This window comes from Enterococcus massiliensis, assembly GCF_001050095.1.
Classification (GTDB): domain Bacteria; phylum Bacillota; class Bacilli; order Lactobacillales; family Enterococcaceae; genus Enterococcus_C; species Enterococcus_C songbeiensis.
In genome coordinates, this window is the sequence record NZ_CVRN01000002.1 from 62916 (window position 1) to 79290 (window position 16375).

Here is a 16375-nt window from a genome sequence, read left to right on the forward strand (position 1 = left end):
TTTATACACCTTCCTTTACTTTTGAACTAATAACTGAATATCCTAGGTTTTCAATAGCTCTTTCAATTGTACTCAAATTGACTTGTCCTCAGGTAACATATCGCCATGAGCCTCGGTTAATCCTAGCTCCTTTTTAACTAAATTAACTGTGCCTTGATTATCCCCTGATAATACAGTGAGATTTTTAACACCAAGTGATTTTAATTTTTGTAGGTCTTGTTTAACACCTGCTCGAACTTGGTCACGGATTCCCATTAAAATAATTAACTTACGATCAACTGCCGTTAATACAATTGAACTACCGGCTCTTTCTAATTTATCTAATTCTTTAAGAACATCATCAGATAAAATTAGTTGTCGAAAAAATAATCGCTACCGTTGAGACTTCTCCGACAAAGGATACTTTTTTATCTACAAAATGTTCTTGTAAGAGATGGGCAGCCTTATAAATCGCGTTTAACTGTCTGGTAATTTGGGTTGTCTCTTTTATAGACATGCGTTTGTATTCTTTTTTTGCCACGTGCGAAGAATGCTCCTTTTTCCCAATAAAAAAAGCTGCTCAAAAGAGCAGTCTTTTATACAGGTTTAGTTTTGGTGCTTGCCACCCGCCGGACCCTTACGTTCCGGATTTGTATCGAGTTTAGTTTTGGTGCTCGCCACCCGCCGGACCCTTATGTTCCGGATTTATATCAAGTTGACTATGAGCCTGCTCTCATTTGTATATATAATATACCAAAAAAAGGTTGATTTGTCCAATACTGTGGGTGATTATAACCGTCTTACTGTGCTTATCTATTATATAATACAATCAAAAACCTAACCGAAAATTTAATAACGTTTCACTGATTTCATCTTCATTAATTCCGATGTAGCGTTTGGTAATCTTCTCGCTGCTGTGACCAAAGATTTCCATTAAGGTGGCCACGTCTTTGGTTTTCTTGTAATAGTGGTAACCAAAGGTTTTTCGTAGGGTGTGGGTGCCGATATCGTCCCTTCCTAACAGCTTCGCGACCTTTTGAAACATCTGGTAGACCGTATTGACTTCTAAATGGCCGCCCTTAGTACTGGGAAACAAGTAAGCCTCCGGATCTAAGGGTGCGGTATAGCCGTGAATCAAGTCCTGTAAGCTGCTTAAGTATAAAATGCGTGTTTTCCCTGTCTTTTGCTCCACGATGCGCGGGTTTTTTGAGGTAATCACGTCTTTTTTCTTGAGTTTGACGATGTCGGACATGCGCAGACCGCTGTTAATTCCAATTAGAAACAAGAAAACGTCACGTTCCGCATTTTTATTCCGTCGCAGGCAAAATAAAAAATCATTAATCTCCTGTTGCGACCGTAGTGGCTGAACATTATAGCCCATGACAATCCCTCCTTTTTAGTCTGTTCGAATACATGATTATAGTTATTATAACACGAAATCGTGTGTTTAGGGGGAGTAAAAAAAAAGAACCCTATAGGGATAGGATTCTTGATACATGATTTTATACAATTTCATGTATTAAGATGATTTAGAAAACCGACAGTACGCCATACATTAAGAAAAACTCAATAAGAGCTCCTACTATCGCCAAGCTAGATTTTTCTAAGTTCATTCTCTTCCTGTTTTGTGTTTTCGGATCATTTCTTACTTCTCTATTGTCCATATAATCTAAGATTTTTTTATAGGTTTTTAGATTTTCTTTATCTTGGATCTTTTGAAGTTTAATAGCAGCATTGACCATGATTACTATAAAAGTAACTGGCAAAATCAAAGAAAAATCGCCCCAGTATTTAAATAAGGATGCAGTAATGAGGGTTAAAACAAATGATCCTATAATAACCAACATTAATTGATTCATCTTAGCAATAGTTACTTCTCTTTTCATCTTATCGTCATCTCCTTTAATCAATTCGTCTAAGGAGATATTAAAATAATTGCTTAAAAGTAACAGATTTTGTAGATTTGGATAACTTTTAGGTGTATACTTAATTTAGATAAAGTAACTTTAAAAGTTACTTTTTAAAGAAGGTGAATAATTTTGAGTGAATTTACGATTGCAGTACATGGGTTGGTCTATTTAGGTCATAACAATTCAATTTTTACCAGTGAAGCATTAGCTGAGAACATTTGTACGAATCCAGTTCGTGTTCGCAGAGTTCTGGCAAAATGCCGAAAAAAAGGATTAGTTCAAACAAAAAAAGGTGTGCATGGCGGATACTTTCTAACCGATAATTTAGAAGCTATCACTTTAAAAAATGTTTATGAGGCGATAAAGATCCCAATTATCCAAAATACTTGGCATTCAGGTTATATCAATGAACAATGTATGATTTCGTCTGGTATGTCAGAAGCTATGGATGATCTTTATGATGAGCTGAATAAAGATGCAGTAGCAAAACTAGCAACTATTACATTAAAAGATATGGAAGTAAAATTATATGCAATACAAAATGAGAGGGGCACTAAAATATGAATGAGTACACTACAGACGTAGCCATTATTGGATTTGGTAAAGCAGGAAAAACATTAGCAGGTGCTTTAGCTAAAAAAGGAAAAACCGTCACTGTGATTGAAAAATCAGCTAAAATGTATGGTGGAACTTGTATTAATGTGGGATGCTTACCGACTAAATCGTTGACACATAGTGCAAAAATTATTGATCAATTATCAGAATTTGGCATTGAGCGAAATCCTGAGATTAACAACCAGTTTTTCAAACAAGCCATGGACTATAAAACTGAATTAGTAACCAAATTAAATAAAAAAAACTACCATAAAATTGCTGATTTAGATAACGTAACAGTCTTAGACGGTTTTGCTCACTTCAAAGATGACCATACTTTGTTAGTGGATACAGATACAGAAACGCTACAAGTTACGGCTGCTAATATCATTATTGGAACTGGATCTACGGCTGTTATTCCAGATTTTGAAAACAAGCAAAACAGTCCACACATCCACACAAGTGAAGAAATTTTAGAGCTAACAAATCTGCCAAAAAAACTAGGTATTATCGGAGCTGGTCCAATTGGATTAGAATTCGCTTCTTATTTTGCTGAATTTGGTTCTGAAGTAACCGTTTATCAATTCAATGACTCATTATTGCCACGTGAAGATAAGGATGACGCAGCAGCTATTTTGGAAAGATTAGAAGAATTAGGGGTAACTATTGAATTTAACGCTCAAGCTAAACGTGTTCAAGATACGGATAATGGTGTACGTTTAACATTTGAACAAAACGGCGAAGAAAAATCTGCTGAATTAAATGAAATTTTAGTTGCTACTGGCCGTATTCCTAACACAAATAAATTAGATATTGAAAAGGCTGGCGTGGCGCTCGGCGCTCGTGGAGAAATCAAGGTAAACAAGCACTTGCAATCTTCTGTTGAACACATTTGGGCAGTGGGCGACGTTAAAGGTGGACCACAATTCACTTATATTTCTTTGGATGACTACCGTATTGTTTTGCCTCAATTGCTAGGAGAAGAATCCAACTATAATTTAGAAACGCGTCGTGTTTATCCTACAGCAACATTTGTGGATCCAACATTTGCACGGGTAGGCTTTAATGAAAAAGAAGCAACTGAAGCTGGTAAAAATTATAAAGTTGCTAAGATGCCCGTTGCTGCTGTTCCTAAAGCTCAAGTATTGCGTGAAACAAGCGGCTTTTTGAAAATATTAGTTGATCCAGAGACTGACCTTATATTAGGCGCAAGCTTCTTCAGCTACGAAGCTCACGAAATGATCAACTTAATTGCATTAGCAATTAATGAAAATATTTCATATAAGAGTTTACGAGACGGTATTTATACTCACCCTACAATGAGTGAATCCATGAATGATTTACTTGAAATGATTTAACTTAAATTTAACCACAAAAGAGGCTGGGACAAAATAAAATGGACCTTATAGAGATCTATTTTTCAGAGTCCACTCTATAGGAGTCATTTTACACTATTCACCTCCTATTGGAATGGCAACAGTTTTTTTGACAAATTTTATAAGGTGCAGAACTTCTTTCCGTATGCTATTCCGATTGTCCTTGACAATGAGCCTCCTCGGATGTGACGATCTTCGGCAGGAGCTAACAGTTAAAGTTAGACTGCCTCGCTAGCGTTAGCACATCCGAGCTCATTATCAAGGATTCGCTGCGCCAATCTCTGGTTACGGTAACCAACCGGTGTCTCGTAGCCAAGTGTACCGTGCAACCGAAGGTGGTTCCACCAATTGACATAGTCAAATAACTCCAAATCCAATTGTTGTAAGGTTTCAAATGTGTATTGATAGACAAATTCTACTTTCAGCGACTTATAAGTTGATTCAGCTACGGCATTATCAAAAGGACAGCCTTTATGACTCAATGATCGATTGATGTCAAAAGTTGTTAATAATTCATCAATAGCTTGGTTATCAAACTCTTTTCCACGATCAGTATGAAAAATCTCAACCTCTGTCAGAGGTTGTTTGATACGGCTAAATGCTTTTTTTACTAGAACGGCATCTTTATGTTCTCCACAAGAATAGCCGAGAATTTCTCGATTGAACAGATCCAAAATGAAACAGACATAATTCCATTTTTTCCCGACTCGTACATAAGTCAAGTCTGTTACGATCGCTTCTAATAGGTTGTCTCTTAAGAATTTACGATTCAATACGTTTGTCGTTTTGGCTTCATTGCAAGTAGAATGATGTACTTTAAAATAAGCAACAGTATAGCTCGATTTTAATCCTCTATTTTTCATGATTCTACTAATTTTTCGTCGGCTGATCTGAATGCCTCGTTTTGATAAGGCTTTTTTTATTTTTCTTGAGCCGTAGGCCTTTCGGCTGCGGATAAATTCTTCAGCGACTGCTTCTTCAAGTTCTGATTCGTCTTTCTTTGGTTTTGATTGATAATAATAGGACTGACGTGATAGACCTAATATTCTGCACATCGCTGATATAGGGTAAAGATGCTTATTCGCATCGATTACTTGTCTCTTCGTCCGAATATCAGCGCTGCTTGCTTTAAAATATCATTTTCCATTTCTAATTGCTGGTTTCTTTTATGTAGTTCTAACAATTCTTTTTGTTCAGGCGTAAGATTATCTTTTTCTTTGAATGAACCACTCGTTTTAGATTGCTTTACCCATTTGTCAAATGCTGAAGCCGTTAGTTCATATTCTCGAATGATTTCTACACGTGGCTTTCCAGCTAAGTAAAGATTGACGATTTGTTGCTTGAATTCTTGTGAAAAAGTTCTTCGTGTTCTCTTAGACATAAAAATTCCTCCTGGTATATTTTCTTCTAGTCTACACACCTTAATTTTTCTGTCTAGTTAATTGTAGCCTATCCAGATATTAGCTTTTCGTCACCCACTACAGTTGACATAGACCCACAAAAAACTTAAAAACCTTGCGATGTAAGACTGGCACGGAGAAGACCAATCTATCATCACAAGGTAAGAGTATTCAAATCTTATTGAAGACTCAAATAATAACAAATTTTAATTAAGGATAGTAATATCATAGATTTTTCTAGAAGTTTCTTGAGGTGAAATTTTCGTTACCTGTCTTTTATCTTCTAAGAAATTACCTTCTTCAAGTGAAGTGGAGAGACCACTCCAAGGTTCCAAAGCAATGAATGGACTTTTATTAGTTGTAGACCACAGAATCAAGTTCGGAAAATTATCAAAATCTACTCGAAGACCTTTACCAGACTTCCTTGACCGAAGCGTTACGCTACGAGACTTGAGCTGGTCAAGTGTAATGGCATCATGGAAAAAAAGTGAGTAGTCCAAATCGAGAATCTTTTGATTTTCCAAAAAAGGTGTGCGATCTTGCAAATCTAATAATCCTGTCTCAGGAAAACTCTTTGGTATCGAGCAAGACTCAACCTCACTAAATTCAATATAATAATCCTCATAGTTTTCACCTTCTACTAAAGGACAATTGAATGCTGGATGGGCTCCAATAAAGTAAGGCATTGTTTTTTCCATTTCCAAGTTCGTTACCTGAAATTCGGTTCTAATTGATTTACCATTCAAGGTATAAACAACTCTCAGTTCAAACTGATATAGGTAATTATCAAGCATCTCAGTATTTGGTTTAATACTAAAGGTCACGCTATTATCATTGACTTCTTCCAGAATAAATTCTTCTTTTCGAACAAAACCATGTCTACGAATAAGACCTGTAAAAAAGGGTCTTTCTTGAGGTCTATAAATAGCCCAATCATTTCGTAAACTACCACAGATAGGAAATAGAATAGGCGCCTGTCCATTCCAATAATTTGGATCAGCTTGCCAGAGATACTCTATCCCATCCTTGTCTTTAATCGAAGTCAGTTGACCACCCAGTGTTTTAAACTGAACAGTAAGATACTCGTTTTTTAATTCGATAGTCACAACTAATTCCTTTCTTTTTATTATTGGAAAGGCAAATAATTTACCTCGAAGTGAATAGTCTCACGTATTTCTACATCGAGTGATTGTAAAAATTCCCATTCAAATGCTGATAACTCTAAATCAGAATGGCAAATCCACTCTTTTCCAGTTGAAACATACCATTTACCACATTTTAGCAACGGGGTAGCTTCAAGCTCAGGAATCATAGGACAATCTTCGAAACTAACAATATATACATTTTCAAAGCCTGGTCTAAATAAGTGTTGTACTTTTTCTAAAGTATCGGATAACAATTTTTTACATTTTCAAGTAATATTACTCTATCACTTGAGTTTCTGCTACTTTCTTATACCAATGAGCTGATTTCTTAGGATAGCGTTCTTGCGTGTCAAAGTCTACATAGAATAGTCCATAACGTTTTTCGTATCCGTTTGACCATGAGAAGACATCCATAAGTGACCAGATGAAGTAACCTTTAACATTTGCACCATCCGCAATTGCGTCTGATAAAACTTCCAAGTGTTTCTTCACGTAATCAATACGACCATCATCATAAACGGTATTATCTACAAACTCATCTTTGTATCCAAGACCGTTTTCAGTGATGTAAATCTTCTTGTAGTTTGGATAATCATTTTTCACTCGCATGATTTGGTCATACAAGCCTTCAGGATAAATAATCCAGTCCCAATCCGTTCTAGGCACATAATCTGGTGCGATTCGGCGACCAACACCTTTAATCTGGTACTTAGAACTTCCTTTTTCACCCTTACCATTGTGAATGATTTCAGTCTCACCATCAAAGGCTTGCATCCAATCACTCATGTAGTAGTTGATACCAAGGAAATCGTTCAAATCTTTAGCTGCTTCAAGTGCTTGGAAGTCTTCATCACGAAGATCAAGTTCTCCACCATTTTCAGCTAGGATGTGGTTGACCCCTTCCATCGTTTTATCTGAATAGTGTCCAAGGTAGGTTGCATCCAAGATAAATTTGTTATGGATGATATCTTCTAACTCAGCGGCACGAACATCTGCTGGATTTTCTGGATCATAAGGGTATTTGGTTGGCAACGCATGTACTACACCAATTTCGCCTTTATAACCTTTATCTTTATACAATTTCACAGCACGTGCATGAGAAACCATCATATTGTGGTGTGATTGGAAGACTTTGGCAAGATCATATTGAATGCCTGGAGGGAATTTACCAACCAAGTATTGACCATCTCCAATTGGGCCAATTTCATTGAAAGTTGTCCAGTAGTTTACTTCTGGGAACTCTTCAAAACAGAAAGCGGCATAATCTACAAAGTGTTCTATATTTTCGCGGTTTAAGAAATCTCCATCTGAGTGAAGAACTTCTGGTGTGTCAAAGTGGTGCAAAGTCACGAATGGCTCAACATGACGTTTGTGGCACTCGGCAAAAAGATTATGGTAGAATTCAACACCTTTTTCATTTACTTCGCCATAGCCAGTTGGGAAAATACGAGACCAGGCAATTGAAATACGAATACCATTAACGCCATATTTTTCAGCTAATTCTAAATCAACAGGATATTTATGGTAAAAATCACTTGCAGGCTCTGCTGTGTACCAATAATTGTCTTCAAGATACTTATCCCATGCAACTGGGCCTTTACCATCCGTGTGAGTCGCACCTTCTGCTTGATAAGCAGCTGTAGCACCACCAAAAATAAAATCTTTAGGAAGTGTTTTAGTCATAACTATAACTCCTTTCAAAAAAAGCATTTGAGACGATATTCTGAGTTCCGGAAACCAAGGAAATGAAATGAAATGCAATGATATGGTTAACAATATTATAAGGAACTGAAAGAATAATCTCGTCTCAAATAACTTTTACAAATTTATTAATCAAACTGTTGTTGAACAAATGCAAGAGCACCTTGTCCATCACGTGTCAATTTGATATATTGAGCTCCTTCAGTTTTTGCAAGTTTAATGCCCAATTTATCTGTTTCAGCCTTCATATCATCGAAGTTTGAAGCGACCTGTGGAGCCAAGATAACCAAGTCAAACTCTGGCAACATTTCACGGTGAGCACCGTAACCACCCGCTGCCGCTTTGACTGGAACATTGTATTCTGCTGCTGCTTTGTTCAAGGCATTGGCAAGCAAGCCACTTGTACCTCCACCTGCACAAAGAACAAGGACATTAGTTTCTTTTGTGATATTATTGTTTGCTGCTACATCTTCTTTAGCAACGCCTGCTTTTCCAAGAACGGCATCTGCTTTAGCAGTATTGAAGTTTGCAGCTACTTTTTCTTTAAGAGCATCGTTTGTTTTACCAGAACGTTCTTCTTCTTCAAGAATTTGTTCATCGTATACCTTAACAAATGGGTAATAAATGATAGTATCAACAACTACCAAGAGTCCGGCTAAGATAAATGATAGAACTTGGAAGTTAGTACCGAGTACAATTCCCAACGGACCAGGAGTAACCCATGGAAGGTTGGCAGAGAATGAGTTCATGTTCAATGTGTCAACAAAGAATTTAAAGATCCAAACGTTGACAATCGGAGCGAAAATGAACGGTACAAAGAAAATCGGATTCAATACGATTGGTGCACCAAATAAGATTGGCTCATTAACCCCAAAGAATGTTGGAACAACTGAGGCACGTCCGATGGCACGGTTACGTTCTGATTTACAAATCCACATGAACAAGAATGGAACAATCAATGTAGCTCCTGTTCCACCCATGGTAACAATAAACATTTGAGTACCAGAAGTGATAACTTTATCTGCATGTTGTCCAGCTTGGATAAGATGCAAGTTGGCATCGATATTGGCATAAGTGATAGCAGCGATTGCTGGTTCGACAATTGAAGGACCGTGGATACCAACAAACCAGAAGAAGGCATAAGCACCAAAGATAAGTGTAATTCCAAGGTAACCATCTGCAGCTGAGAAGAGAGGAGCAAGAAGGGTACCGATTGATTCTGCAACGGTTACACCAAGAGTTCCCTTAACAATGAGTTCAAATCCATAAAGGAGAACAACCGATACAGTGAATGGAATCAAGTCTTTAAATACTTGAGAGATATTTGGTGGAACCTCTTCAGGCATACGAATAGTAACATTATTTTTCACACAGACCTTGTAAACATTAACTGTCACAAAGGCTGCAATAAATGCTGTCAAAAGACCTTTTGTTCCCGTGAAGGCTGTCAAGAAGCCTCCTTCTTTTGCAGGCTCAGCTGCCATCAAAAGGAACCCTACCATAGACGCTAGCATCGTAGATAAGAAGTTAATCTGATTGGTCGCAGGTAGGTCACGGTTCATTGAGTCCGTCAAAGCTTTAGCGGTAGTACCACCAACAAAGAATGCTAGGATACCCATCGAATAGCTATAAGGAGTCATCAAGAAGGTCTCAATGTCTTTTGACCAGTGGAATCCCCAAGCATTTGGGACATAGGCAATAAGGATAAAGATAGATGAGAAAAGGATGACTGGCATACCAGCGATAAATCCATCACGAATAGCACGAAGATAGATGTTTCGAGAGATTTTCTCAAAGAACGGTTTCCCTTTCTCAATAAGTTCAATGAGTTTATGCATTATTTTGCTCCTCTTTTATAAAGTTCGATGAGGTGATGAATCACATCTTTTAATAAGACAGTAGTCATTAAGTGGTCCTGACCATGCATCATGGTAACGCTGTATGGAAGTTCCTCCCCAGAAGCTTCTCGAGCCAACATAGCTGTCTGAGAATTGTGAGCCTCTGCAATACAGCTTCCTGCTTCTACTACAAGACTATCTGCCTTAGCGAAATCACCATTTTCAGCCGCTTTAAGCGCTTCTAAAAGTTTAGAGCGAGCATCTCCAGCATAAGCAACAATCTCAAACCCTAAGAGAGTCATCTCTTCTCTGTTCATAACAATATCCTCCGTTTTATGTTTTTACTATACTTTATCTGTCCATGGACTAGCTGTTTTAACAAGAACTTTGTTAAGTTCATCAATATTTTCGAATCCAGTAGTACGCAACCATTCACGTGCTGCTTTTTCACCTTCTTTGATGTAAGGTTCTACAGATCCTGCCCAAGTAGCACGTCCACAAAGCACACCATTAAACTTGGCACCTGAGTCGTGAGCAAATTGCAATGTTTCTTGGAACAATTTAGCAGATACACCTGCACTTAGGTAGATGTATGGAAGGTTAGTCGCTTCTTCTTGTGCTTTAAAGAAGTCAGCAGCTTCAGCTTTACTGTAAACCACTTCACCATCAGCAAAACCTTCGACATATTTAACGTTAACTGGTACTTCTACTTTAAGAACATCAATGTTAAAGCGTGGATCAGAGAAAACTTTCATCGCTTCAATGACTTTGCGAGGTTTCACTTTTGCATATTCAACAGAACCTGCATCTGAGATTTCTTCATCATAAGCAAGGATTTCCAAGAAGAAAGGAATATCTTCAGCGACACATTCAGAACCAACACGTTCAATATAAGCTTGTTTTTGTTGGTTAAGTTCATCTGAGCTGTCTACATCATAGTAAAGCAAGAACTTAACGGCATCAGCGCCTTGCTCTTTGATACGTTTTGCAGACCAAACATCCAAGCAGTCAGGCAAACGTTTTGTACTTGATGTATCATAACCTGTTTTTTCATAGGCAAGAAGAAGACCTGCTTCTTTATCCAATGCTTTTGTTGCTGGAAGTCCATATTCAGGGTCAAGCAACATTGAAGAAGCGTATTTTGTAAGTTCATCAGCAACCAAAACCTTTAGTTCTTCCATTTGAGCTACAGTTGGTTCTGTATCTTGATACTGTGCCATCAAACGTTTCAAAGCACCACGTTGGTCAAATGCCAAAGCTGAGATAACACCGTTTTTATCTGAAATTTTTTCCAAAGATTTGCGTTTCTGTTCTGTAAGTACCATTTTTATACCTCTTTTACTTCAATTTGTGAGTTTAGTGTTTCGTAATTAGTCATATTCACATGCCCTGTCATTGTTTCTTGAGCATTTAACATACCCAATGTCATCGCATGTTTTAATAAGTCAGCGTCACTTTTTTTACTATTTAAAGCTGATGCAATACCAGCTACCGTTGAGTCCCCTGATCCGACTGGATTAACAACTGGGATATCAGGAATATCTACCTTATAGAAAACATCACCATGTTTTGCAAAGGCACCGTTTCGACCTAATGAGACCACTATCCATTCGATACCACTAAAAAGTGACTCTTTAAGAACGCCTTTGAGTTCTTCAATATCTTTTGTTACTTCTTTTCCAAGCAACTGTGAAAGTTCCTCATTATTAGGTTTGATGGCAGTAGGTTTAGCCGACGATTTTAGAACTGTTTCAAGAGGTGCACCTGAACAATCCAAAACGACTGCTACTCCTTCATCCGAAGCAAGTTGGATAAGTTTTTCATAATAATCGTTGGGAAGTCCTGAAGGTAAACTTCCTGAAATTGTCACAACTTCTGATTGTTTAATAAGATTGCTATAGTGGTCAAGAAAGCCTTCTGCTTCTTCATGAGAAATTGTTGGTCCTTGTTCCAAAATTTCTGTTTGGTTACCCTCGTGTAAGATAGCAATACAGTTTCTAGTGTTTCCTGAGATTTTATAAAAAGCTGGACTAACAGGAGATTGTTCTAATTCGCTTTCAATAAATTCACCAATTTTACCACCTAAGAAACCTGTAGCAGTAACTTTATCACCAGATTCATACAAGACTCTAGTAACATTTAAGCCTTTTCCACCAGCTGTCTTACTAACATCTTTCACCCTATTCACTGTATCAATTTTCAATGTTTCTAGAGGATAAGAGATGTCTACTGAAGGATTTAGTGTGACTGTCAGAATCATTTGTTATACCTTAATCGTGGTAGTCACCACGGTCCCATTTCTCAAGGAATTCTGTAAAGAAATCTTCATCTGCTTGATGTGCATTATGTGTTTCAACGTGTTCGATTTTTGCAATCAATTTTTTATTTTCTTCTGTTGGTTTGTACTCAGCTTCAATGAAAGCTTCAATGATGTCATTCATAAGAAGACCACCAGTAATCATTCCACCGAAACCGATAACATTCGCATTTAACTCTTCTTTTGCATATATAGCTGATGTCATATCACGAACCAACGCTGAGCGAACACCTGGAACTTTATTGACTGCATTGTTAATGCCGACACCTGTACCACAGATACATACTCCCAAGTCTGCTTGACCACTTACTACTGCTTCACCGACTTTTTTACCATAGATAGGGTAGTGAGTACGTGCGTGGTCATATGTCCCGAAATCAAGGACCTCATGTCCTTTTGATTTCAAGAATTCTGATACTGCCATTTTTTCATCTGTGACAATGTGGTCACATCCAATTGCGATTCTCATTCCTTAACTCCCTTTCTTAACACATCTTGTTAAGCATATCTACACGGATTTGATGACGTCCGCCATCATATTTACCATTGACGAAACCTTTAGCGATGTTTTTAGCAAGCTCATCACCGACGATTTCAGCGCCAACCGTAATCATTCGTGCATTGTTATGTCCACGTGTCATATAAGCTGAGCGTTCATCTGAAACTTCTGCTGCAACCATACCTTTAATTTTAGTTGCTACCATGAATGGACCAGCTCCATAAGCATCAATTACAATACCTAAGTTTTGCTCATCTTTATTTACTTCAGAGGAAACTGCCAAGGTAACATCAACAAAATCTTGTCCGTCCTTAGTCACATCAATTACCTCAAAACCTTCTTCTACAAGAAAATTTTTCACAACATCTTTTAATCTCGTACCTTTGAGATCTGCACCAACAACAATGGCCATTTTGACCACCTCCTAAATTTTAGAAAGAAATGCTACGTAGAAGTAGAAAACATTTTACAAAATGTTCGAAAAAACGTTTTCATCATTTCTTTGTTTATATAATATCAAACATTCAAACAAAAAACAACGATTTTTGTTTATTTTTTGTTTTTTTTTTTTTTTTTTTTTAAAAAATAGATAACATCGTTGAATTATTGTTCATTTTTGTTCATTTAATCCATCACAAAATGGACGTGAAATATCTATTCAAGTATTACAAAAGTCTTTTACTTTCTATAACTTACTGATTAAGAGGTCCTACTTTATTTTCGTCTTACACAAAATCTGACCTAAGCTAATATACGTCAATCCTCTATTCTTATTTCATCATCTAACGTTTGTTTTTATTTGAAATTGTTTGTTTTACCTTAAAAATATTGTCTTTTATGATACAATTAAAAGAGAATTATCTTTGGAAAAAAATTACTTTATGAAAGAAGAGTCTTCATATGAACAAAAAACGACGATTAGAAAAAATTTTAGATATGTTAAAGATTGATGGGACCATAACCATAAAAGAAATAATAGATGAACTAGATATTTCCGATATGACAGCCCGTAGAGACCTTGATACTCTAGAAGCTGATGGACTTTTAACACGTACTCATGGTGGTGCACAATTGCTTTCCTCTAAAAAGCCACTTGAAAAGACACATATCGAGAAGAAAAGTCTAAATACAAAAGAAAAAATTGACATTGCTAAAAAAGCCTGCTCTTTAATCAAAGATGGCGATACTGTTTTTATTGGACCCGGAACTACACTTGAACAACTGGCATTAGAATTGAAAGGTCGTAAAGGTTATAAAATTCGTGTCATTACAAATAGTCTTCCTGTGTTCTTGATTCTAAATGATAGCGAAACCATTGATTTATTGCTTCTTGGCGGTGAATATAGAGAAATAACTGGAGCTTTTGTAGGTTCAATGGCTTCGACAAATTTAAAAGCAATGAGATTTGCCAAAGCTTTTGTTAGTGCAAATGCTGTTACCCATAATTCTATTGCTACATATAGTGACAAGGAAGGTGTGATTCAACAACTTGCCCTAAACAATGCTATAGAAAAATTCTTATTAGTAGACAGTACTAAATTCGATCGATACGATTTCTTTAACTTCTATAATCTAGATCAACTCGATACCATCATTACAGATAACCAGATTAGCCCTCAACACTTAGAGGAATTTAGCCAGTACACTACTATTTTAAAAGCGGACTAGAATTATGACTTATAAAAATATTGTTTTTGACCTTGATGACACTCTTTATGACCATCAACTCCACTTTAAACGTAACGTTGAGAAATGTTTTCCGACGATTGATATCCAACAAATAAATAACATTTACAAACGTTTCAGATATTGGTCTGATGTTGCTTTTCCTAAATACACGAAAAAACTCATCAGTATTGAGCAGCTTAGAATTTTTCGCTGTCAGAAGACTATGGAAGAATTTGGCATCGATAGTATTTCTAGGACAGAAGCTCTAGACTTCCAAGCTGACTATGAATATGAACTCGATCAGATTACGATGATTCCTGAGATACATCAACTACTGCTGGCTCTACATAAAAACCACATCCCAATAGGTATTCTAACTAATGGCCCTGTTGACTTACAGAGTCGAAAACTCCAAAATATTGGTGCCTATCAATATTTTGAAAAGCAAAATATCATTATTAGTCAGTCCACTCACGGAGGAGCTGCAGAAAATAGCTATGAAGGTAATGTAAAAAACTTACAAAGTTACCGAAATGTCCAATTATCTAAAAGGGCTATAGAAATTCTTAAAGAGGAAATTGAGTTAAATCACCAACATATAAGATTCAATCCTGATTATAAAGATAATGGATGGATTTTTACTTCCAAAAGTCGTCATAAACCCGACTATAATGAAACACCTCTTCATTATAGTGTCCTTAACAATTTCCTTAACTCACCTGAAAATGGAAAATTAAATCGAAAAGGTAATCCAAAACGAGCAGGAATTGATATTGATAATAAACTTAGTTTTAATAAACATATTACGACCCATATATTCCGTCATACGCATATTAGTTTCTTAGCAGAGCAAGGAATACCCCTAGAAGCAATTCAAGACCGTGTAGGGCATTCTAGAGGTAGTCGTGTAACAGAAATTTATTTGCACATCACTAAAAAAACAAAGGATCAAATTATACCTATCCTTGATACTCTTACACAATAAGTGTGGCAAATCTGTGGCAAAACATAAGAAAAAGGCTTGTCCATATTGGACAAACCCTTTATTTTCAAGCTTATATAACCTAATTAAGCTTTACCAGCTGATTAGAATAGGATGTTGCATGTTTTACTACGTCTTTTTCATAAAGTTTCACTAATTCATCAAAATTAGGGTGCTGTTGTTTAAAGGTATCATTATCAATGACAACAACATTCCCTTGTGTTTCTTCAAAAATTGCTGATCGCAAACTGGTTTTCCCTGACCCTGGTTGCCCACCAAGTAAAAAAGCGGTTGGCGATTCAACCGCTTTTTTACTTGAATCAATTCTTCTAAATTATCATTTAAGCGATTCTCAAATTGTTTGTCAGTAAAATTGACTATATTTGCCATATTAAGCCACTTTCTCTTTATTCAAAACTTGTTTTGAGTAACGATTCATTGACCGCCAATACTCATGAACGGCTTGTAATTCTTCTAAAGAATAATCAAAAAGATTTACACGTTTTGCAAGCTTTAATTGGTTTAATAAATTGACTTCCAATAATTGAGAGTCATTTTTATTTAATTCATGGTTCAAAACATAGTTTAATACTCGATTATAAACGCTTGCTGATAACTCATTAATGATTTCAATTTCAAATGTTTTTTCATACGTAACTGCCATTTCATTTTCACTCCTTTTAAAGTTTATCAGGTAAATATTTCCGTATATATTCTTCTAAGGCTTGATCCATAACTTCTTTTACGTTTCCGCCATTCTTTGCTGTTTCGATTTTTATGATATGGTGCAAGTCAGCACGAACACGAACCGTCTTAGCTCCCATTATATCTTTTTTTGCACTGATTGGTGTATCATTTCGTTTTGCTTTTTGTGCGCCTAAATTTCCCACAATCACTCACTTCTTTCTATTTCTTCTTATTCTTATTTTATCATCAACAATCACAAATCACAAGTGATTTGTGATT

Annotated in this window: 18 protein-coding genes and 4 pseudogenes; 4 read left to right on the forward strand and 18 right to left on the reverse strand. The window is 36.4% G+C overall.

All coding sequences use genetic code 11. The annotated features are described in order from the left end of the window. Window position 1: 1 nt before the first annotated feature. The 5 genes and pseudogenes from BN1875_RS13760 to BN1875_RS00435 all read right to left on the reverse strand — a co-directional run. Window positions 2–85: pseudogene (locus tag BN1875_RS13760) on the reverse strand (heavy-metal-associated domain-containing protein); the annotation flags it as partial. Next, window positions 82–348, reverse strand: a pseudogene (locus BN1875_RS13765) (HAD family hydrolase); the annotation flags it as partial. The pseudogenes BN1875_RS13765 and BN1875_RS13760, both read right to left, overlap by 4 nt. Next, a pseudogene (locus BN1875_RS00425) lies at window positions 344–496 on the reverse strand (PBECR4 domain-containing protein); the annotation flags it as partial. The pseudogenes BN1875_RS00425 and BN1875_RS13765, both read right to left, overlap by 5 nt. Window positions 497–808: 312 nt before the next feature. Beyond that, entirely contained in the window at window positions 809–1360 is a 552-nt protein-coding gene (locus BN1875_RS00430) for a tyrosine-type recombinase/integrase (protein WP_002307628.1), read from the reverse strand. A gap of 148 nt (window positions 1361–1508) precedes the next feature. Further along, on the reverse strand, window positions 1509–1865 hold the full coding sequence (locus BN1875_RS00435; RefSeq protein WP_021150714.1) for a hypothetical protein: 357 nt from the start codon (window positions 1863–1865) through the stop codon (window positions 1509–1511). 153 nt (window positions 1866–2018) lie between these two features. Between BN1875_RS00435 and BN1875_RS00440 the strand changes: the two genes are divergently transcribed. Beyond that, window positions 2019–2453, forward strand: coding sequence for an RrF2 family transcriptional regulator (locus BN1875_RS00440; protein WP_005237713.1), 435 nt, complete (start codon window positions 2019–2021; stop codon window positions 2451–2453). Further along, window positions 2450–3841 (forward strand): dihydrolipoyl dehydrogenase family protein, encoded by a 1392-nt coding sequence (locus BN1875_RS00445; RefSeq protein ID WP_005237714.1) that lies wholly within the window; start codon window positions 2450–2452, stop codon window positions 3839–3841. Before BN1875_RS00440 ends, BN1875_RS00445 begins: the two co-directional genes overlap by 4 nt. 236 nt (window positions 3842–4077) lie before the next feature. Here the strand turns inward: BN1875_RS00445 and BN1875_RS00450 are convergent. The 10 genes from BN1875_RS00450 to lacA all read right to left on the reverse strand — a co-directional run bounded on the left by BN1875_RS00450 (window position 4078) and on the right by lacA (window position 13171). After that, a protein-coding gene (locus tag BN1875_RS00450; RefSeq protein WP_147570555.1) for an IS3 family transposase occupies window positions 4078–5240 on the reverse strand; the annotation gives its coding sequence in 2 pieces (ribosomal slippage) (window positions 4078–4964 and window positions 4964–5240; 1164 coding nt in all). A gap of 225 nt (window positions 5241–5465) precedes the next feature. After that, the gene (locus tag BN1875_RS00460; protein ID WP_048602919.1) at window positions 5466–6365 is read right to left on the reverse strand and encodes an aldose 1-epimerase family protein; all 900 of its coding nucleotides are present in this window, start codon (window positions 6363–6365) and stop codon (window positions 5466–5468) included. Between the two features lie 20 nt (window positions 6366–6385). Beyond that, window positions 6386–6658 (reverse strand): DUF3884 family protein, encoded by a 273-nt coding sequence (locus BN1875_RS00465; RefSeq protein WP_010051939.1) that lies wholly within the window; start codon window positions 6656–6658, stop codon window positions 6386–6388. Between the two features lie 22 nt (window positions 6659–6680). Beyond that, entirely contained in the window at window positions 6681–8087 is a 1407-nt protein-coding gene (gene lacG / locus BN1875_RS00470; protein WP_002290548.1) for a 6-phospho-beta-galactosidase, read from the reverse strand. A gap of 146 nt (window positions 8088–8233) precedes the next feature. Then, a complete protein-coding gene (locus BN1875_RS00475) occupies window positions 8234–9943 on the reverse strand; it encodes a lactose-specific PTS transporter subunit EIIC (protein WP_048602920.1) in 1710 nt (569 codons plus the stop codon). Continuing rightward, complete coding sequence (locus BN1875_RS00480) at window positions 9943–10260, reverse strand: PTS lactose/cellobiose transporter subunit IIA (protein ID WP_002290550.1); 318 nt, start codon at window positions 10258–10260, stop codon at window positions 9943–9945. Before BN1875_RS00480 ends, BN1875_RS00475 begins: the two co-directional genes overlap by 1 nt. Window positions 10261–10287: 27 nt before the next feature. Continuing rightward, entirely contained in the window at window positions 10288–11268 is a 981-nt protein-coding gene (lacD, locus tag BN1875_RS00485; protein WP_002290551.1) for a tagatose-bisphosphate aldolase, read from the reverse strand. Between the two features lie 2 nt (window positions 11269–11270). After that, window positions 11271–12203: a tagatose-6-phosphate kinase gene (gene lacC / locus BN1875_RS00490; RefSeq protein WP_007209214.1), complete on the reverse strand. Its 933-nt coding sequence runs from the start codon at window positions 12201–12203 to the stop codon at window positions 11271–11273. A gap of 10 nt (window positions 12204–12213) precedes the next feature. Further along, on the reverse strand, window positions 12214–12729 hold the full coding sequence (gene lacB, locus BN1875_RS00495; RefSeq protein WP_021150720.1) for a galactose-6-phosphate isomerase subunit LacB: 516 nt from the start codon (window positions 12727–12729) through the stop codon (window positions 12214–12216). A gap of 16 nt (window positions 12730–12745) precedes the next feature. After that, window positions 12746–13171 carry a galactose-6-phosphate isomerase subunit LacA gene (gene lacA, locus BN1875_RS00500; protein WP_007209216.1) on the reverse strand — a complete coding sequence of 142 codons (426 nt, stop codon included), beginning with the start codon at window positions 13169–13171 and terminating at the stop codon, window positions 12746–12748. 488 nt (window positions 13172–13659) lie between these two features. Between lacA and BN1875_RS00505 the strand changes: the two genes are divergently transcribed. Continuing rightward, complete coding sequence (locus tag BN1875_RS00505; RefSeq protein WP_048602921.1) at window positions 13660–14427, forward strand: DeoR/GlpR family DNA-binding transcription regulator; 768 nt, start codon at window positions 13660–13662, stop codon at window positions 14425–14427. A gap of 4 nt (window positions 14428–14431) precedes the next feature. Next, window positions 14432–15412, forward strand: a complete 981-nt coding sequence (locus BN1875_RS00510) for an HAD family hydrolase (protein WP_048602922.1) — start codon at window positions 14432–14434, stop codon at window positions 15410–15412. Window positions 15413–15500: 88 nt separating this feature from the next. Here the strand turns inward: BN1875_RS00510 and BN1875_RS00515 are convergent. The 3 genes and pseudogenes from BN1875_RS00515 to BN1875_RS00525 form a co-directional block, all read right to left on the reverse strand. After that, window positions 15501–15799, reverse strand: a pseudogene (locus tag BN1875_RS00515) (zeta toxin family protein); the annotation flags it as partial. 1 nt (window position 15800) lies between these two features. Beyond that, window positions 15801–16073 carry an antitoxin gene (locus tag BN1875_RS00520; RefSeq protein ID WP_000301765.1) on the reverse strand — a complete coding sequence of 91 codons (273 nt, stop codon included), beginning with the start codon at window positions 16071–16073 and terminating at the stop codon, window positions 15801–15803. 16 nt (window positions 16074–16089) lie between these two features. Beyond that, complete coding sequence (locus BN1875_RS00525; protein ID WP_048602878.1) at window positions 16090–16305, reverse strand: peptide-binding protein; 216 nt, start codon at window positions 16303–16305, stop codon at window positions 16090–16092. Window positions 16306–16375: the final 70 nt, after the last annotated feature.